The organism is Streptococcus sp. LYSM12 (assembly GCF_004569635.1).
GTDB lineage: Bacteria > Bacillota > Bacilli > Lactobacillales > Streptococcaceae > Streptococcus.
The window spans coordinates 24,504-44,960 of record NZ_SPOZ01000010.1 but is presented as its reverse complement, the minus strand read 5'-3'; the positions used below and the strand labels follow the sequence as shown (position 1 = coordinate 44,960).

General features: G+C 42.6%; 14 protein-coding genes, 1 tRNA gene and 1 pseudogene. 15 read left to right on the top strand and 1 reads right to left on the bottom strand.

Going from position 1 to position 20,457, the window contains the following annotated elements; genetic code table 11:
- The 15 genes and pseudogenes from E4T79_RS04500 to E4T79_RS11445 all read left to right on the top strand — a co-directional run.
- Entirely contained in the window at positions 1–375 is a 375-nt protein-coding gene (locus E4T79_RS04500) for a hypothetical protein (protein WP_135028128.1), read from the top strand.
- Positions 329–2,692, top strand: coding sequence for a VirB4-like conjugal transfer ATPase, CD1110 family (locus E4T79_RS04495; RefSeq protein ID WP_135028126.1), 2,364 nt, complete (start codon positions 329–331; stop codon positions 2,690–2,692). Before E4T79_RS04500 ends, E4T79_RS04495 begins: the two co-directional genes overlap by 47 nt.
- A 97-nt stretch (positions 2,693–2,789) precedes the next feature.
- Entirely contained in the window at positions 2,790–5,315 is a 2,526-nt protein-coding gene (locus tag E4T79_RS04490; protein ID WP_167752622.1) for a phage tail tip lysozyme, read from the top strand.
- 3 nt (positions 5,316–5,318) lie between these two features.
- On the top strand, positions 5,319–5,945 hold the full coding sequence (locus E4T79_RS04485) for a hypothetical protein (RefSeq protein WP_135028122.1): 627 nt from the start codon (positions 5,319–5,321) through the stop codon (positions 5,943–5,945).
- On the top strand, positions 5,942–6,202 hold the full coding sequence (locus E4T79_RS04480) for a hypothetical protein (protein WP_135028120.1): 261 nt from the start codon (positions 5,942–5,944) through the stop codon (positions 6,200–6,202). The genes E4T79_RS04485 and E4T79_RS04480 overlap by 4 nt, the downstream gene beginning before the upstream one ends.
- Positions 6,171–6,329: a hypothetical protein gene (locus E4T79_RS11015; RefSeq protein WP_167752621.1), complete on the top strand. Its 159-nt coding sequence runs from the start codon at positions 6,171–6,173 to the stop codon at positions 6,327–6,329. The genes E4T79_RS04480 and E4T79_RS11015 overlap by 32 nt, the downstream gene beginning before the upstream one ends.
- Positions 6,330–6,823: 494 nt before the next feature.
- Positions 6,824–6,896, top strand: a tRNA-Thr gene (locus E4T79_RS04475).
- Positions 6,897–7,505: 609 nt separating this feature from the next.
- Complete coding sequence (locus tag E4T79_RS04470; RefSeq protein ID WP_135028192.1) at positions 7,506–9,236, top strand: ABC transporter ATP-binding protein; 1,731 nt, start codon at positions 7,506–7,508, stop codon at positions 9,234–9,236.
- Entirely contained in the window at positions 9,233–10,975 is a 1,743-nt protein-coding gene (locus tag E4T79_RS04465; RefSeq protein WP_135028118.1) for an ABC transporter ATP-binding protein, read from the top strand. Before E4T79_RS04470 ends, E4T79_RS04465 begins: the two co-directional genes overlap by 4 nt.
- 1,152 nt (positions 10,976–12,127) lie before the next feature.
- On the top strand, positions 12,128–13,963 hold the full coding sequence (locus E4T79_RS04460; RefSeq protein ID WP_135028116.1) for a glycerophosphodiester phosphodiesterase family protein: 1,836 nt from the start codon (positions 12,128–12,130) through the stop codon (positions 13,961–13,963).
- 195 nt (positions 13,964–14,158) lie between these two features.
- Positions 14,159–15,034, top strand: coding sequence for a glycosyltransferase family 2 protein (locus E4T79_RS04455; protein WP_135028114.1), 876 nt, complete (start codon positions 14,159–14,161; stop codon positions 15,032–15,034).
- A 1-nt stretch (position 15,035) separates the two neighbouring features.
- The gene (locus E4T79_RS04450; RefSeq protein ID WP_194183782.1) at positions 15,036–16,022 is read left to right on the top strand and encodes a sugar transferase; all 987 of its coding nucleotides are present in this window, start codon (positions 15,036–15,038) and stop codon (positions 16,020–16,022) included.
- Positions 16,015–17,760, top strand: a complete 1,746-nt coding sequence (locus tag E4T79_RS04445; protein WP_135028112.1) for an SP_1767 family glycosyltransferase — start codon at positions 16,015–16,017, stop codon at positions 17,758–17,760. Before E4T79_RS04450 ends, E4T79_RS04445 begins: the two co-directional genes overlap by 8 nt.
- A gap of 1 nt (position 17,761) precedes the next feature.
- Positions 17,762–18,640 (top strand): glycosyltransferase family 2 protein, encoded by an 879-nt coding sequence (locus tag E4T79_RS04440; protein WP_135028110.1) that lies wholly within the window; start codon positions 17,762–17,764, stop codon positions 18,638–18,640.
- Between the two features lie 314 nt (positions 18,641–18,954).
- Positions 18,955–19,182 (top strand): annotated as a pseudogene (locus E4T79_RS11445) (accessory Sec-dependent serine-rich glycoprotein adhesin); the annotation flags it as partial.
- A gap of 161 nt (positions 19,183–19,343) precedes the next feature.
- Here E4T79_RS11445 and E4T79_RS11440 read toward each other — a convergent pair.
- Positions 19,344–19,661, bottom strand: coding sequence for a hypothetical protein (locus E4T79_RS11440; RefSeq protein ID WP_280643161.1), 318 nt, complete (start codon positions 19,659–19,661; stop codon positions 19,344–19,346).
- Positions 19,662–20,457 lie beyond the last annotated feature (796 nt).

Genomic DNA, 20,457 nt, shown 5'->3' with positions numbered 1-20,457 from the left:
ATGAATAGATTAGGTTCCGTATTTTTAGATGACTTTGTCAAGGAGAGGAAACCCGTTTTCTTCCAGTTGACAGGAAGAGGGGTGCTTCTCATCATAGGGGTTGTGGTGACCCTCAGTGTAACCACCCTCCTCTTTTTCTTTGGCTATCCCGACCTTTTGGTTGTGGCAGTCACCTTGTTGTTATTTTTCCCGACCATTGTCTTTGGACTGAGTATTGATAAGAAGCTCTCTCTCATGGAGCGCTTTTCCTTTTTCCTCCTCATCAAGCGGAGAGTATATCAAACAGAAGACTTCGACGAAAAGTCAAGCAGAAAGGAGTACCATTCCCGTGATTTTATTCAAGCAAAAACGGTCAGAGAAACTGACCCCGTCTGAGAGGACAAGGGCAGAGCGCTTGAAGCGCCAGATGAAGCCTACTACTCAGAACACCCTTGCCTATACCAGTTTGTTTCAAGGAGGGTTGATGCACATTGTGGGAGAGAGCTATTCCACGACCTATCGGCTGGGAGACGCCTCCTATCTTGCGGCAGAGTATGAGCAACAGCTGATGATTGGAGAAGCCCATGCCAAGGCCTTTAATGCCCTCGATGCAGGTGCGACCCTGCAGCTGTTACTCCTCAATCGCAGGGTCAAGGAGGATGTCCTAAAGCAGGTCTTGTATGAACCAGGCCATGATGCGGCAGATGTCTACCGCTCGGAATTGAATCAACAGATTGAAGAGCGCTTTAGTATCGCAAGCAACAACTTTGAAATTCAGAAATACATCACCATTTCCCAGGAAGCCGAAAGTCGCAAACAAGCCCAGCTTGCCTTGCAGGATGCAGGGGTCACCCTGGAACATCTCTATAAGACTATTGGTGTTTCTTTTCAGCCCCTAACAGAAATGGAGCGCCTTTCTGTTTTCTCTGAGATCCTAAATGGGGAGGAAACCCTGCCGTATACCTATGATGACCTGCGGATTTCGGGTTTAACCAGTAAGGACTTCATCGCTCCAGATGTGATGGAGTTTCATCGAAGCACGATTACCATTAATGAGAGGGTAGGCAAAACCCTCTATATCAAATACTATCCCAAGTCCATGGAAGATGATTTGATAAAGGAGTTGACCTCTGTAGGGATTGAGCTGGCCATTTCCATTCAGGCAGAAGCCTATGATACAGGAGAGGTCTTGGAGGAGATTGAGGGAAGCCAGTCAGAGGCCGTCTTGGAACAGATTCGAACTGCCAAGAGCTCCAGTGTCCCGCTCGATTTGTCCTTAGAATCCCAGGCTTCTGAAGATTTCGATGAGGCCAAGAAATGGCGAAGAGAGGTTCGAGAGCGGGACCAGAAAATCTTTCGCGGCCTCATTCTCGTTCACTTTCAAGCAGACAGTGATGAGGAGTTAGCCCTCCACCAGCGCAAGATTGAACGGGCTGGTCGTAAGGTGGGGGTTCGTTTTGGGGAACTCTACTATCACCAGGAAGATGCCCTCAACACGGTTCTTCCTATCGGAAAGAACTACCTCGACCTCAAGCAGAATGTCCGTATGAAAAAGCTCTTTCCCAGAAGCATGACAACGGCCAACCTGGCAACCCAGATTCCCTTTGCCTCGGTGGACTGTATCTCCAAAAGCCCCAATGCCCGTTACTATGGGCAACACCAGGTATCACATAATATCATCTCGATCGATAGAAAAAAGGATCTGTTAGCAGCAGGGGGAGTGATTATGGGTGCTTCTGGATCGGGTAAGTCAGTCGTTGCCAAGAATGAGATTATCTCGACCCTCTTAAAATACAAGAGGGATAAGGTCATCGTCATTGACCCAGAAGCGGAGTACCTGGACATCGGTCAGGAGTTCGGGGCGGAAATCATTGACATCTCTGTCGGAACAGAGGCCTCCTTTAATCTCATGGATCTGCCTAATAGGGACAAAATCCTCAAGGAGGATAGGGACTTGGAGGGGGATAAGTCTAATTTCCTCGTCACCCTGTTCACTAGTCTCTTGTCGGACTTTGGGGATGAGACGGTTTCTCTCATTGACCGAGTGACCAGGGAAACCTATCAACGCTATGAACAGCCTACCCTCAAGGAGTGGCACCGTGTCTTAGAGGAGCAGGAAGAAGCAGAAGCCCAGCAGTTGGCTCTGAAGCTGGAGATTTATACCCTGGGAAGTTATAGTCTTTTTTCAAGGGCGACCTCTGTCAATCTAGACAATCGCTTCATCATCTTTAACCTCCAGCGTCTGTCTGGCCAGCTCAAGCATTTTGCCCTCTTGGTCATTCAGGACTTTATCTGGAATCAGGTAGTGGAGGCACGAGCCAAGGGGGAGACCATTTGGTTCTACTTTGATGAGTTACAGCTCTACTTTGAGGAAGAATACCAGGGGACCTACTTTAATCACCTCTGGTCACGGATTCGCAAATACGGCTGTGTCCCCACAGGGATTACCCAGATGCCAGAGACCCTAACCGAATCCCCACAAGGACGCAAGCTCCTTGGCAATAGCCAGTTCAAGATTCTCTTGAAACTAGAGGGTTTGGCATTGACAGAGGCCAAGAAAGTGGTTAAACTCACCGAACACCAAGCCCGCTATATTGAGCATCCTAAGGCTAAGGGAACGGGCTTGATTGTGGCAGGCGACATCATTGTCCCCTTTGAGAATCCCATTCCCGAGGACTCCAGGCTCTATCAGCTGATAGCGACCGATGCTTGAGGGAGAAAGGAGAGTTATGGACGAAAAGAAAGCACTCCAGCTTCAGAGAGACCAGGCGCACCTTAAGAGTTCTTCCTCGGGTCGGAAACGGCTATCTATGTCCCAACGCAATTGGAAGAAGATGGGAACCCGCTCCAAGGCTTCGTTTTTGAAGAGGGTATCCCCTAAAGACCTAGAGAGGGTGCGAGAAGGTGTTCGCAAGACCTCCTCTAAACAGATCAGTCTTTCTCAAAAGAAAAGGCCTGCTAGGACCAATCCCAGGGAGAACGGGGATATCAGAAAGGAAGCAAGTAGGGGAGGGAGAGCAGGAGGCAAGCCCTTATCCTCTAAGAGAAAGGGAGCCTTTCGCTTGCGGCTTGGGAGGGGACTGAAGCGAGAAGTTCGTCAAAAAGCAGCTGCACTCCAATATCAGGAGGAGGGACAAGAGCTGTCCAGTCTGCAACAAGGTGTCCAACTAGGGAAGCTGGGCCTCTATCAGCTGCGCCCCCGTCTTGGAACAGTTTCCTCTCGACTTTCCACCCATGGCAAATCCCAGTCCTTGTCGCTTTCAAGTGGAGAGGACAGACCCAGAAAGAAAAAACTCCCACTTCGAAAGAGGTTCTCAAGCTCCAAGGATTCCAAGAGCAGTATCTGGGGATTAGGGGCTCGTTCTGTTCCAGTCCTTTTTTCGACCAGCATCTTGAACTGGAGTGCATGGGTACTTGGGGGCTTCGGTTTGTTTTTGCTTCTTATCACCAGTGTCTTTGGGCAGATGTTTCCTATTCAAAGCGAGTATGACTTGAATGAGACCTATCTCTATATGACCCAGCTGGATCGGAAGAAGTCAACCGATGAGGTGGTCTACTATACCAACTGGGAAGACCCGCTCCTTTATCTCCACTATCGCTATGAGGCGATTCATGCAGACCCGAGGCTTGATGCCACCTATCATTTTATGGACCAGCAGGCAGGGCGACGCTACGTGGAGGACTTGTGGCAGGCTTTAAACAGCGATCCAAACGATATCAAGACGATGCAAGACCTCTATCGGAATGATCAGACCAAGTATGGTTTGACAAAGGAGGAACAAGCCTCCTTTGAGGAGCTCATGGAAACCTCCAAGGAGTTGGGCAAGTTTGCGCTCCTCCTAGAGCTGGATAATCCCTTTTATCTGGAAGAGGACCCAAGGGTTCATGACCCCTTGAACATCAAAGAGCGCTTTGGCTATCGGTCAGAGGACAAGCGGACGGATACCACACTTCTTGCGATGGAGGGCAACCACCCTCTCTATGCCCCTTTGACAGGAAAGGCAGTGGTAGCTGACGGAGTCGTCACCATTGAAACACTGGATGCCAAGTTTAGTTTTTATCACGTCTCCGGCATTCGGGTAACAGACGGGCAAGAAGTGGCAGTCGGCACGCAGATAGGGCAAACTAGTCCTGCAGGAGACCAGACCGTTTCCTATCAGAAGAAGCTGACCTATACGCCTAAGTCTACTCTAACCAACTGGCATCCAGAACCACGGGAGGACTGGTTCTATGTCAACCCGGGCTTTTATTTCAAATCAGTGCGCTACTTAGAAGAGACCTATGTCAAGGCGAGCCACGTGGATGCGGATAAGGCAGAGAAAGTCCAGCTCATCAAGAACTACCTAACCAAGGAACTTCAAAAGGAGGGGAAACAGCTGTCACTCAAGGGACTTGCTTCGATTCTAGGGAACTTTGATAGTGAAAGTAGTATCAATCCCAAACGTGCCGAGGGTGATTATCTTTCCCCTCCCATTGGCGCAAGCAGCAGTTCCTGGGATGACCCCAACTGGCTCTCCATGAATGGACCTGCCATCTATAATGGACGCTATCCTAACATTCTTCGCCGAGGGCTTGGGTTAGGACAGTGGACGGATACAGCAGACGGTTCTGTTCGGCACACCCTGTTAGTAGACTATGCCCGAAAGAAAGACAAGAAGTGGTATGACTTGGAGCTGCAGCTGGACTTTCTGCTTCATGGAGATACCGCCTATCATCAAGCTGTGGTGCGAGAGATTCTCACGAGTGAAGCTTCAACCGATGACTTGACCCTTGCTTTTCTAGTCAAGTGGGAGGGAAACCCAGGAAGCAAGTTGGAGGCGAGGCGACAGTCTGCCAAGCAATGGGAAGCCTATCTGAAAGGGGGAATCCGTCTGACAGGAAGCTCTAGTCAAACGATTCCAGCAGGCTACAAGGACAAGCTCCCTTATGGCTTGCCTAGTGATCAAGCGCTTCTGGAAGGGCAGGGCTATCCAGGCAATGCCTATGTCTTGGGGAATTGTACCTGGTATGTTTACAATCGTTTTTATCAAATTGGAAGCCCGATAGACCCTTATCTGGGCAATGCGACCAACTGGGTGACCTCCGCTCAATTAAGGGGATACCGTGTTACGTCTGAGCCAAGAGCAGGGGCTGCGGCTGTCTTTCTTGCCGGGGTGGCAGGAAGTGACCCGATGTATGGGCATGTGGGCTTTTGTGAAGTAGTCAATGAGGACGGGACGTTTCTCATGAGCGAGATGAATGCGACAGGTAGTATCTATGGGTTTAGTTGGCGGGTCGTCACACCCCAAACAGGCATCTATTTCATCACACCAAACGAAGGAAAGGAATCAAGGTAGACGATGTATAACGAACAATTAGTAAAAGGATTCAAGATAGGAGTGGGGATGATTGTCCTTAGCCTATTCTTTGCCTTGGGCTATGGGACGGCTTCTGTCCAGTCAAAGATGAGGCAGAAAGACGTTGAAATAGCCCAAACTGTACAGGAGACAGAACCAGCTCTGAAACAGGAGCTGCAGCGTGAAGAGGTGGAAGCCTTTCTCATGGCCTACTATACCAGAAAGGACTTGGGAGAAAACCGCAAGCGCTATAAGCCCTTTATGACAGAGGGGCTCTATACCGCAACGGTTTCTGAAGAAGGCAAGCCTCTTCAGAAGACCTATCAGGGCTATGTGGTTAATCGCCTCTATCAGGATGCGACCATCTATATCGATCGGGAAACAAAGACGGTCATTAGCCAAGTGCAGTATTCCCAACTCATTTTAGAAGAAAAGGATCAGCGAGAGGGGAAAACGTACACCGAGCAAGGGACTGCGACCCTGCGTTTGAGCTATAGTGAGACAGAAAGTGGCTTTTTAGTCAATAACATGGAGACCATTGTCCTCTCAGACGGCACAGAGCTCGCCCAGGGTTCACGGTTGGATGCGGTTATCGGAAAAATAAGTGAAGAGGAGAAAGAAACAAGATGAGTCAAAAATTACGACAGGCAGAGCAACGTGTGGCTCGTAAGCGTGCAGAGATTGAAAAGACACGGAATCAGCTCCAGCACCTACAAGAGAAATTAGGGCGACTTCAGGAAGAAGAAAAGCTCCTTGAGGCAGAGCAGGTGACGGCCTTGTTTATCGAGTATGGGGTGACCTTTGAAGAAGCAAAGACAATCCTTGCCCACAATAAAGCGAGAGGAGGAAGTGGCCATGTTTCAAGTACAGAATCAAGTGACTTATAGTCACTTTCAGGTCAATACCCGTGACGAGTTACTCCTGGAGTTGGATCTGTTACATGCCAGGCGGAAAAAGAAACAGACAAGTGCTAGCTTTGACATCTTTTATCTGGAAGAGAATGGTCGATTATAGTCATTTAGTTTATCTTTTATTACTTCGTTAACTCGCTTTGCCGTACTCTAGTACAGCCTGCAGCTCCTTGCCTAGTACTAAAAGCAAACGAAAAGACTATATTGGACAAGAGGAGTACATCATTTCCCCTTGAGGGGACGGTGGATGAGGCCTTGGTGGATTTTGGGCACTTCAAACCAAAGAGGGCAGTTTTTTCAAATGGTTATTCTCTTTTGGATAGATAGTGGTCTTACCAAACGAATCGCTCTCCTACTAAAGAGGTGGGATTGAGTAAGGAGGGATAATCGGTGGCTGATTTCCTCAATTCAACTACTTTAAAAGAAGAAATGGCTTCTGGTAAGTATTTTATGAAGAAGAAATCACAGAAAAAGTAAAAAACTTACTGGGATGTTTTCATGTTTTATTCGGAGAATGCTGATAATGCTCGATAGAAATAAAAAATTTGCGGGAGTAATTGACAAATGATTGATTTCTTGGTATACTGTTACGGTATCGCTGGTTTAGCTCAGTCGGTAGAGCGCATCCATGGTAAGGATGAGGTCGCCGGTTCAATCCCGGCAACTAGCATGAAATAACAAAAAGCCTTGTGTGTCAAGGTTTTTTTGTTATTTCTACCCAGATTTTGGAAAATCTGTCAAACATTCTATAAAAATCCTTATTTCCAAGTTGAAAGTAGGACTGAAGTTTAGCAAGGGAAGCAATAGTCAATGAACATTAGTTATTATAGTTGTTTCGTTTATCTTTTATTACTTCGTTAACTCGTCTTGCTGTACTCTAGTACTACCTGCGACTCGTTGCCTAGTACTAAAAGTAGACTAAAAGACTATATGTTCTAAAAATGGGAATGCTGTACCTTCTTCCTCTTAGGAATACTTCTTACAAAACTAAAAGGCTTGCCTTATTACTAAAGGTTTGGAAATTTTAAGTTCATACGTTTAACAAAACAAGTAATTCTTGACATTCTTATAGATTCTGCTAGAATGATACGTGTATATATAAAATGAAAGGAGAACAACAATGAATAACAGTGTAGGAATGACTAGTTATGTTTTTTGCAATAGGCTCCTTTCTAAGTATTGGCCTTAGTGTCTTTTTGGTAGACTTTAGGGACTCGGGATGGAGCTAATCTATCTCGGGTTTTTTGTGTGCTTTTTTTAGAAATGTAAGGAGAAGATGATGATAGGACTGATTATTCGGTATGTAAGGCAGCACAAGTGGATATACTTGCTGGTTGCTATTACTTTGATAGTTTATGATGCTTGTTTATTGGTACCAACAAGGATTATTCAGGGCTTGGTAGACAGGATTGGTCAAGGAAGTTTAACCTTAGCTAGTTTGATGCAGGATATGCTGATTTTACTAGGGGTGACCATCCTAACGTATGTTACGGCCTATATTTGGCATTTAAAGTTATTTCAGTCGTCGGTGCAGTTTAAATTTGATATGCAGCAACGTTCTTTTCACAAGTTAGTAGTCATGCGAACACCATTTTATGAAAAATTTCGTTCGGGAGATGTGATGACACGGTTTTCAACGGATGTGGAGGGGTTGATGGACATGGTAGGCTACGGTCTCATGATTGTTGTCTATGCAGGTGGGATGATTGCCTTTATTATTCCAACTATGTTTTTCATCTCTTGGCAGATTAGTCTTGCGGCTTTGATTCCAATGCTGATTTTGGTTGTGGCTATTTATATGATTGGGCAACGACAAGAACAGGCAGTTGCAGCTAATCGAGAAGCAATCGCAGATTTGAATGATGAAGTTTTGGAAGTGGTTGAGGGAATTCGTGTTACGAGAGCCTACAGCAAGAAAGAACAGCAGAAGCGTAAGTTCCAAGAACGGACCCGTAATCTCGCGCTTCGTGGGGACAATATCATGGCCCTTCAATCTTTGTATAATCCCATGACAACGATTTTATTGGGACTGGCAACGATTGTAATTTTAGGGCTGGGAGCTATTTTTTTAGAGCAAGGGCAGGTCTCGCTCGGACAAGTGATTGCTTTGCAACTGTACACGGTGTCGCTTTTAGAACCTTTTTGGATGCTGTCTGACTTTATCTTGGTCTACCAGACAGGAAAAACCTCGTTTGCTAAATTACAGGAATTGGTGGATACGGGAGATGATATGGAAGAAGACGGTACAGAGCAGCTGGGAGACCTACGTGAGATAACCTTTCAGGACTACGATTTTCGTTATCCTCAGGCAGATCGTAATAGTCTAACAGGTATTTCCTGGACCCTGAAAGCTGGTCAGACGGTTGGAATTGTTGGAAAGACAGGTTCGGGGAAAACGACCTTGATTCGCCAGCTCTTGCGCCAATATCCGATTGGTAGTGGTAGTTTTACCCTCAATGGGCACTCGATACTTGATTACAAACGGGCATCTATTGAAGATAAGATTGGTTATGTGCCTCAGGAGCATGTTCTCTTTTCCAAAACTGTTCGTGAAAACATAGCCCTTGGTAAACAGGATAGTCAGCTGGATGAGATTGTTCAAGCCATCGATACAGCAGACTTTACCAAGGACTTGGAGCGAATGTCAGAAGGGATAGAAACCATGATTGGGGAGCGAGGAGTATCGATTTCAGGCGGGCAGAAGCAGCGAATTTCCATTGCTCGTGCTTTCTTACGAAATCCAGACCTGCTTATCTTAGATGATTCTCTATCGGCAGTGGATGCGAGAACGGAGCGCCAGATTATTGAAAATATTCAGCGAGAGCGAAAGGGGAAGACCAATATTATTGTGACCCACCGCTTGTCTGCGGTGCACCATGCAGACTGGGTCTTAGTTTTAGAGGATGGATATATTATCGAAGAAGGAAGCCCAGCACAACTCTTGGAACAAGGGGGATGGTACTATGAGCAATACCAACGTCAACAAAGACAGGAAGGAGAAGAAGAGTGAGAATTATTGTTACTTTATTAAAAGAAATTCGTCATGTTAAAGGCTTGTTTGGGCTGGGCGTTCTCGTCTATTTTGGTGCTTCTGTCCTGGTGCGCCTAGCACCGATCCTCTTGCAGCGAATGATTGATGGACCGGTGACAGATTTGAGCAAGGGTCTCGTCTTTAATCAAGCGGACTTTCTCCTACAGCTGGCAGCTTATATGGGCTTAAATGTTGTCGGTGGTCTCTTCTTTTATCTCTCAACGCGAATCCTCATGCATTGCGCCAATCGGATTGCAGAAATCCTGCGTAATCGTACCTATGAGCACATGCAGCGCTTACCGATTTCTTATTTTGATGATAAGCCAGCAGGCAAAGTTGCTACACGGGTTGTCAACGATACGGAAACCTTGCGCAATCAGTTTTATGCGACCTTAGTTTATATCTTTAATAACTTGGTGCGTCTCATCTTTACCTATGGAATTATTTTTTATATGAATATGACCCTGGGTCTTGTTTTACTAACCTTGTTGCCAGCATTTTATGGTTTGCAACTTTTCTACAAACGCTTGACAGACCAGCCTATGAAAGATTTTTACGATGCTAGAAGTGAAATTAATACCAAGGTGAACGAAACCATGAATGGAGCAGGTCTTATTCAGCTCTATGGTCAGGAAGAAGCGATTATGGAAGACTTTGAAGAGACAGCTAACAAGATGAAACGGGCTGAGAATCGAGTGATATGGGCGCAGTCTATCGCAACTTGGAATATGACGGAGTTCATCAAATACTTGGTTATTACCCTCGTTTTGACGGTTATCGGACAACGGTTTTTAGCTGGTCAATGGAAATTGACAGCGGGTCTTCTCTTTATCTATATCAGCTATACTGCTGATGTATTTGATGCCATGGGACGCTTGATTCAGCAATTTCCTAATATGTTGCGTTCCTTGGAAACAGGCAAACGCTTGTTAGTCCTCTTAGAAGAACCTGTTGAAGATGATAGGGAGGCTAGTCTAACTGTGACAGATGGTCGAGTGGTCTTTGATCATGTTCACTTTTCCTACGAAGCAGATAAGCCTATTTTGCAGGATATTTCCTTTGAGGTTGAAAAGAGCGAGACCATTGCTCTTGTTGGTCATACTGGTTCAGGCAAGACCTCTATTATGAACCTGCTTTACCGCTTTTATGATTCCCAGCAGGGAGGTGTCTGGATTGATGGGCAAAATATCAAAGACTATGCACGAGAAAGTGTTCGTAGTCATATGGGAATTGTTCTTCAGGATCCTTATTTATTCACAGGTACCATTGCAACGAATGTCAGCATGAATGAGGAAGATATGAATCGCAAGAAAATAGTGGAAGCTCTGGAAAAGGTTGGGGCCAAGGATTTACTTGGACGACTTGAAAAGGGAATAGATGAGCCTGTAGTCGAACAGGGGGCCGCATTTTCAAGTGGCGAGCGGCAGCTGATTGCGTTTGCCCGCACTCTGTATTCAAATCCTAAGATTTTGATTTTAGATGAAGCAACTTCGCACATTGATACGGAGACAGAAGAAATTATCCAACATGCGATGGAAGTGGTAAAAGAGGGACGGACGACCTTTATCATCGCTCATCGCCTGTCTACGATTCAACATGCAGATCAGATTTTGGTGCTTGATAAAGGGCGTATTGCCGAGCGAGGTAGCCATGAGGAGCTTCTCGCTATCGGGGGTATCTATGCTCAGATGTATGAGATTCAGCAGAAAGTAGGATAGGAAGCTGTTATCTGTGGTGTTTTAGTTTGCTTTTAGTATTCGGTAACGAGCTACAGGCTGTACTAGAGTACGGTAAAGCGAGTGAACGAAGTATTAAAAGTTAAACTAAAGGACTATATTTTTGAGAGAGCAAAGGGGAACTGGCACATTCTCCCCAAGGATAGGGCATCGAATTTCTCCTTTTTGCCTACCTCATTATGGAGGTGTAGTGAAAGGTGACGGTTAGCCGGGAGTTGGATACAGTCATGATGTCAAGATCTTGATTTCTGACGAGTATAAAGAAAGTCGGAATTGTCAGTATAATTGGTTATAAAATCGAGCTTTTATACGAAAATGTAAAAGAATGGAAAAATCTCCCTCTGATGATATGGGGCATCTATTGCAAAAAGTATGCTGTTGAACTATATGAGAAATTGACTTTAGAAATGTATGGTTGAGCATATAACAGAAAGTCACACTTCATTACCAGTTACCTTTTTGAAGTGGAAACATTTTATCATCAAAGTGAAAAAGGATATTAGGCTACTAGTTGTTTCTGGTAGTCTTTTTCTGGGCTAAAAATTGGAATAAGTTCTGTTTTCGCTTAAGAGGGAACGAGCTATTTTTAAGATTTGATGGGTAAGAGCAATCATCGCTTTTTGTGCTTTGCGTCTACTTTAAAGACGCTAGAGGCACCTGGTCTGGGCAAGAGATTTTTTCCTTGTTAATTAGATGTTGATTGTTGATGAGTATGGAGCAGCTATACCAGTCGTTTCAAGGGTAGTTTTGAAGAGATAGTCAGTTTTTCACTAGGGCCTGTCTGTCAAGCAGGAATTTCAAAGTTCGTCATTTTAGAGGGGATACGACCGTTTGCTATAATGGATATGTTTATAAACTTCATTACTGAAACCAACTGTTCTGTCTTATAGCAGACCCTTTAGTTGCCAGTGACAGATTTCTCAAGAGAGGATAGGTATCGCATTTGCTACAATCATAGAGTAATTAAGTGAGCGATGATAGATGCTTATATAGAAAATTCTAACCGGATTTGACCTGTCTTGATGTTAGTAGCTAATCATTTTATTGAAATTCATTACTTCTTTATGATAAACTATACTGACTATATAGATTGGAAAGAAAACACTTTAAGGAGAATTAAGGAGAATCATCAATATGTCAACTATGAACGCTTCAAGCTCCCTTGCTTATAGGGGGAGAACTACCTGGTTATTTATCAAATACCAATTATTAACAAAGGGTCTCTTAAGCCTTTTCTTCTATCCTATCTATAGGATTATCCTAGATTATCTTCTAGCTCAATCTGGACGAACAGTTTTATCAAGTGGTGATTTTGTATCTTTTTTACTGAGCTTTAATGGACTGGGTTTAATGCTTGTAACGCTAGTGATGATGATTGTTTTAATAGGATTAGATGTGAATAGCTTTATTTTGATTAGTGCCTTGATTCGAGAAGGTAGGATTGAAATGACTGCTCGGCATATGATTTGGGTCGGTTTAAAATCTCTTAAACAATTTTTAAGTCCTGCTGGTCTGATAATGATGATTTACATTTCCTTGATTTTTCTGCTGCTTGGGATAGGAATTACTGTATCTCCAATGAAAGATTTTCAGATTCCCAACTTTATTACTTCAGTGATTTACGGAAACCCTGTTTATATAGTTTCCTATAGTGTTGTCCTGCTCATGTTAACATATATTAGTTATCGCTTTATTTTTGTTTTTCACTATATTCTCATCATGGGCAGTAGGACCTTTGATGCCTTAAAACAGTCTGTGAAATTGACTCGAAAATATGGAAAGCAATTTTTAAAAGACTTCAGTTTAGGATTGCTCAAATGGATTGCAACTATCTACATACCTGCCAGTATCATCTTTGGTCTTCTCATATTCATTCTGCTTCGATTAGCTGATCATCAGCATGATTTTCGTTTTTTACTCTTTTTTATTCTCATATCTTTGGGACAAGTCATTGCTTTTTCAACATTTCTATTGACACCAGTCATTATTCTGAACGTTACGACTCTTTTTTATGACTATCATCAAAAAGAGGGCCAACCTATTCAGTTGAAAATACCTGTTAAAGCTAGTGCTTGGGAAAAAAACGTCCCTCACAAAATCAAATGGCGTAGTAAAGTGGGCATTGCAATTACTTTGGTTCTCTTACTGGCCTTTAATCTCTCTTCTTCATTCTTTTTTACCTACTTTTTTGAAGATATTTTTAATCAAAAGAAACAGAATATTGCAATCATTGCACATCGTGGAGGTGGCGACTTAGGGGCAGAAAATACTATTGAAGGGATTGAGGAAGCAGCAAAGGAAGGTGTTTCTTGGACAGAAATTGACATTCAACGCACGAAAGATGGCTCCTATGTTTTAAACCATGATGGGGATTTTCAAAGGGTTTCTGGTGAGTCACGTACCTCCTCAGAAATGACCTTAGCGGAGATAAAGACATTGACTGTCAAAAATCATTTTGATCCAAGCAAAGTTGCACAGCCAATACCGACCATTGAAGAAGTAATAGAGGCTGCTAAGGGTAAAATAGGTCTCTTTATGGAATTAAAGGGCAAAACAGCCGATACTAAAATGGTCGATGACATGGTTTCTCTTATCAAAGCAGAACATATTGAAGACAAGGCTGTCTTACTGTCACTTGACTATCAGCTTATTGAATATATTGAAACAACCTATCCAGAAATCCAGTCAGGTTACCTTTATTATTTTGCTCTTGGACAGATTGAACATTTGTTAGGAGACTACCTCATTATGGAAGAGCGTGAAGCTACATCGGACAAAGTAGACCTCCTAAAAGCAAAGGGAAAAAAAGTTGTTGTATGGACTGTCAATACAGACGAATCAATAAACACTTTCGTTAACTCTGATGTTGATGGGATTATTACAGACTATGTATTAGCCGTCAAAGATGGTATCAAAAAACGAGATGAACGAAGTGATTTAGAACTAATAATGGATAGTTTGTTTGGGTGAGATAGGAGTGATTAGACTAGGAAGCATCTATATATCAGTTGTAAGTTGTAATCTAAATGTAAGATATTGCAAGCAGTATTGTTTAGCAGTATAATGTAAGTGATTTATCGAATGTCCTATACTATACTTGTAGCATAGAAAAAAGTTTTTGTGAACGAATATGGAATGTAGGTCAATGAATAAGGTGGAAAAAATATGGAAAAAATTAGTGTAGTAGTTCCTGTATATAATGGGGAAAAGTATCTCAAGATGTGTATAGAAAGCATTATGAAGCAGACATATAGCCAGCTGGAGATAGTCGTTATCAATGATGGCTCAACAGACGGCACAGGTTTACTTATCGAGCAACTGTGTGTACAAGATCGTCGGATTCGTGTACTTCACAAGAAGCAAAATGAGGGGCTGGGAGCGGCTCGAAACAGTGCTTTGGATATGGTGACAGGAGACTATCTTGTTTTTGTCGATAGTGATGATTGGATTGACCCCAACCATATCGAAGATTTGTATGACCTGCTCCGTCGTACGGATAGTGATATTGCTATTACTAATTTTACACAGTATGTTGAGGAAACAGGCCATTACAATCTCCATATTACAGATAAGGATTACTATGAAGCAGTCTATAGACCAGAGGAATGGTTTGCTTTCCAGTATGGACATCCACACAATCTGAGCCTCTGCTTTACAGTTCCCTGGTGTAAGTTATATAAAACATCACTTTTTGAAACGATTCGCTATCCAACAGATGGATTTGGTGAAGATGATAAGACAACATGGAAAACCTATCTAATGGCCGATAAGATTGCCTACATGCATCGTTCAAGCTATCTCTATCGTGTCAATACAGGAAGTATGACCCAAACGACCAACCTTTCAACTGTTTTTTCGACACAACCAGTTGCAGAACGCTTGGAAGTCTTGAGCCTGCTTGGCTTTGATGTATCAAGAGAAGTAGCAGCCTATAAATGGCGGGCACAGTTAAACCGTGATAGTGAGTTAAAAGCAGGAAATATGACACGTTACAAGGAGCTAGAGTTTCGTTTGAAATTATTAGAGAAATATGGGAAGTGATATGAGAGTTTATATTACAAATATCAATGGGCTAGCCGGTACAGCCTCATTTGCGCAAAATATGGTAACAGATATTGCCCAATCTCTCGGCTATCGAGAATTGGGAATTTATTGCTATCAAATGGCTACGGATAGCCCTAGTGAGCTCAATAAGCGCTTAGACGGGATTGTGGCCGGACTTCATCAAGGCGATGTCGTGATTTTCCAGACGCCGACTTGGAATACAACGGCTTTTGATGAAAAAGTCATGGAAAAATTAAAAATGTACAATATCAAAGTCATTCTCTTCATCCATGATGTAGTGCCGTTGATGTTTGCAGGGAACTTCTATTTGATGGACCGAACCATTCAGTACTATAATCAGGCTGATTTGATTATCTCACCGAGTCAGGCGATGATTGATCAGCTACGCCAGTATGGTTTAAAGGTTGAAAAGACGATTATTCAAGGCATGTGGGATCATCCAACGAGTGTCACCTCTTTCCCAGCAAAGTTTGATAAAATCATTCATTTTCCAGGAGATCCGGAGCGATTCAGTTTTGTGAAAGAATGGGAATACGAGCTTCCCCTGCACTTGTATGCTCGAAAGGGAGATGATTTACCTAATCAAGTTGTTCATCGTTCCTATATACCAGATGATCAGTTATTATTGGAATTATCAAAAGGTGGTTTCGGCTTGGTCTGGATGGATGATCATGATAAAGATTACCAGCAGTTATATTGCCCGCATAAATTAGGGACTTTTTTGACTGCTGGAATTCCTGTATTTGTCCAAAGGGGGATTGCGAATCAAGACCTTATTGAAAAAAATAAATTAGGTTTTGTCGTAGACACCTTACATGAGGTTGTAGAAAAAATCCAAGGGATGAACGAGAGTGAGTACCAGCAAATGGTTGCAAATGTCCGTTCTTTCAACCGTTTGCTTCGTCAAGGGTATTTTACCCGAAGATTATTAGTTAATTCAGTATTTGAGGTGTTGTGTGAGTAGGAAAAGAGAGTTATCGGAGATTCAAGTCCTTCCGATTTTAGAGAGTTTACGTTTTATTGAGCAGCATCGATCTTCAGTTGTACGGTTTGGTGATGGAGAGATTGATATTATCAATGGAGAAAGCATTCCTTATCAGGACTACGATGAACAGTTGGCTGTGGCTTTAAAACTGATTTTACAACGACCAAGTAGCGAGGATTTATTGGTTTGTTTGCCGGATGTTTTTCAAAAAATTGAGCGCTATAATCAGAATGCGCAGTTTTTCTGGAAATCGCATTTTGAGAAATACGAAAACTTTTATCAAGAGGAATGCCAGTCTGATTGGTATGGGTCTACTTTTTTGTCCCGTCCTTATATTGACTTAGAAGATAAGTCTCTTTCAGTGACCTATTTTGCAGCTATTCGAAATTTGTGGCAAGGACGTGATATCTTGTTAGTAGAGGGAGAAACTTCTCGCTCAGGCGTAGGAAATGATTTGTTTGCAAATGCAAATTCTATTTCTCGGATTGTTTGTCCTTCAAAAAATGCCTTTGATCACTACGATGAAATCATGGAAGGAATGTTGGAGCATGTAGAAGGCAAATTAGTGATTCTGATGCTAGGACCTACTGCTAAAGTACTGGCTTATGACTTGATGGAGCGTGGGTATCAAGCAATTGATCTTGGACATATTGATTCAGAATATGAATGGTATCAGATGAAAGCAAAGCATAAGATTAAGCTAAAACATAAGCACACAGCAGAGTTTAATTGGGATGAAGAAATTGAATTTGCACAAGATGAAGCCTATGAGCGTCAAATTGTAGCAACTGTGGGCATTGAGCCAGCTAAAGAAGAGGAGGCAATAGTGACAGCCGGTGAAACCATTAGTATCATTGTACCTGTTTACAATGTGGAGCGCTATTTAAAGAGATGCTTGGATTCGTTAGTAAAGCAGACCTATGTAGATTTTGAATTATTATTGATTAATGACGGCTCTACAGACAACAGTGCTTTGATTTGTGAAGAATATGCTCGTACAGATAGTCGAATTCGTGTCATTCATCAAGAAAATGCGGGTCCTTCAGCAGCACGAAATCGTGGGCTTGAACTGGCGCGAGGACGTTATATTACCTTTGTTGATTCTGATGACTTTGTGGAAGTGGATTATCTGGAGAATCTGCATACGGCTTTGGAAAAGAACGAGGCAGATATTTCAATTTGTAATTTTAATTCTTTCAACGAGGAGCGACAAAGTTTTCTATTTTCTATCACAAAAGAGATGTATTTTGAGCAGACTTACACAGTGGAAGAATGGTTAAACCAAGAAAACACAGCGAAAAATAATCTCTATTTGACCTTTACTTTTTCGCCATTGAAGTTGTTTAAACGAGAATTATTTGATGGAATTGTATTTCCAATTGGGCGCTTAAGAGAAGATGATGCCACCATTTATAAATTGTACTTGAAAGCAAGAAAAATTGCTTTTATCAATCAAGGTGCTTATTATTACTCACAGCGCAGTGAGGGCTTGTCGCGAAATGGAATGCTCGATGATATTCGCAGTATGATTGGCAATGCCGAGGAGCGGATTGCGCTATTAGTGACCCTGGGCTACGATGTACGAGAGCATGTGGATTCTTATATCAAACGTTTAAAAAAATGCCAAGCAGATAGCTTGAGAGCAGGTCAAATTCATCTGTACCAGGATTTGACTGCGAAATTAGACTTGATTGAGCACTACCAAAAGGAGAAGTAGGGTGGAAAAAATTACTGTGATTGTTCCGATTTTTAATGCCGGACCTTATTTAAAAACCTGTTTAGATAGCATTATCAACCAAACCTACCGGCATTTAGAAATTCTCTTGATTAACGATGGCTCAACAGATACATCTGCCAGTATCTGTGAAGCTTATCGCAAGATAGATGCTAGAATCCGCGTGATTCATAAAAAATTAGGCGGGGGAGGGGTCGGTGCTACGCGAAATACAGCTCTTCCGCTTATTACCGGTGATTACGTTTTGTTTGTGGATAATGATGACTGGTTGGAGCTCGATCATATTGAGCGTCTATATCAATCTTTAAAAGAAACAGATAGTGATATTGCGATTGCGAATTTTACTGAGTTTGATGATGAGAGCCAGACTTTTCGTTTTCACTTGACAGCCGATGATTACTATCAGAAAGTGTACTGTCCAAAAGAGTGGTTCGCTCTTCAATATGAAGGGAAGTTTGCGTTTAGTCAGTGTTTTACAGTTCCCTGGTGCAAGCTTTACAAGGCGAAACTCTTTGATAATATCATTTATCCGGAAGATGAAAAAGTAGAAGATGATTTAACGACTTGGAAGATTTATCTGATGGCAGATAGGATTGTCTATTCCAATACAGCGCTTTACTATCATCGAAAACGATCAAATAGTGTAACAAAGACGGTTGATTTGGCGGCAGTTTATCCGCTAAAAAGTATTGAAGAACGCATAACCTTACTTTCTATGCTTGATTTCGATATTGTAGTTGAGTTACATGCTTATCGCTGGAGATTGAAGTTGCACAAAGACAGTTTTTTGCAAGCAGGAAAGATGCAAGAGTATCAGAAATGTTTACAGAAATTAATGATTTTGGAAAAATGGCAGAAATGAGTTTCTTCTAATTTAATAGTAGACAGTATAGTTTATAGAATCATTCACCTCAAAAATAATATATTTTTGAGGTTTTTATGTTGTATAGTCCTTTCGTTTATCTTTTATTACTTCGTTACCTCGCTTTGCCATACTCTAAATTAAAAGACTATAAAAATAAAGAGAAAAAAAGAGAAAAAGAGAGAAAAATAGTGTAATTTCAAAAAAATATAGAGAAAATAAGAGGAAATGCTTGCAATTCCGGGGGGGGGTGGTACAATGCTCAAATACGCTCTTAGCGTCAAAAATCTAAAATCTTAACAAAGGAAGTTTGCATGAGTAATAAATTCAATAGAAACGGTTATGGCGAGTCGTCCCGTAAGACACGTGTAAAAATGCACAAGTCAGGGAAGCACTGGGTTCGTACCGTGATGTCTCAGATTGGTCTTATTCGCTTGATACGTGGTGCTTCAGTTGAAAAGACAGTCAGAGTAGACGACCTATCTTCTAGCGCTATCTCTGCAGCAACAATTTTAAAAGGTGCAGCAGCTCTGGGAGCCGTAGCCGGTGGTGTAAGCCTGATGGATGAGGTTTATGCAGAAGAAACAGTAATTGCAACTGAGACGACGACTTCAACTCTCGTGGGGACAGATGAAGTTGCTTTGACAAGTCCTTCGGCAACCATAGCTGAAACTACTGATGATAAAGCAGTAGCAGAAGAAGATCAACAGTCAGTGAGAGATTCGGAGTCCCTTTCACAGTCAACGAGTGAGTCACAATCAGTTAGCGAGTCTACTTCAAGGCTTGCGAGTGAATCTCTTTCAGAATCGATTAGTGAATCGTTTTCTGAGTCAGTAAGCGAATCGTCCTCAGCTAGTGAATCGCTTTCTGAGTCCACTTCAAGTTCACTTAGTGGCTCTCTATCAGCAAGTGAGGCAGCAACAAGTGAGTCAGAGGTTGCTGACAAGATAGAAGCATCTGCTTCGCCAAAAGCTGATGAGAAGACTGAAGATAAAACGAATATAACAGATGTAACGAGCAAAAAAGAAGAAGCAGCTTCAAATTTAACAACAGCGATTAATGATTTAAAACGAACACTTGATACAGCTGAGAGTCTGGAATTGAATGATTTGGCAGCAGCCTATGCTCTCTTACTTCAAGCCCAAGGTATTGTGAGCAGTTCTGCTGCATCACTCGAACAAATAAATATGATGCAGAGTGTCATTGCTGCGACAGATAGCTCAATTCAGAAACGAGTTTCTGAAAAGGTCATGGCTTCTGGTACAAGAACTGGCGACTCTATTACTGCAAGCAATGGCTTAACCTACGCTGAGACAACAGCCAGTGATGGTTCGAAACGTATCCGATTAACCTCTATTATGCCACGTCCGGCTGAAAACGGAAAAACCTTTGAAGAATTAGGTTTGCTTGGCAGAGGATTTCGTTCAGTAACGAATGGTACGAAGACTACATTTACTATCAGCGACTTTTCAGACAGATCCCACAGTTACCAGTGGAGTGGTGGTAATAATAGATATGCCAACACAATGAAAAGCATTACGGCAGTCTATGACTCAGCAACAAAAACAATCACTTGGACAGTGGTGTATGATGCAAGCGAAGTCTTGAAAACAAAGGATTGGACCACAAAAGGAGGTTATACGGGTCTCTATATTGACACTTCTGCAGATCCAAATCTGAGTCAACCGACAAATGTCAAGATTGATGGTCGTAGTACAGTACCAGTCGATGCTCGTACTGCACAAAATGTAGGGTCTTCACGTACTCGTGGAACAGGAAAAGAATACGTATCTCAGAATGCTGAGGGAGTAAGAAGA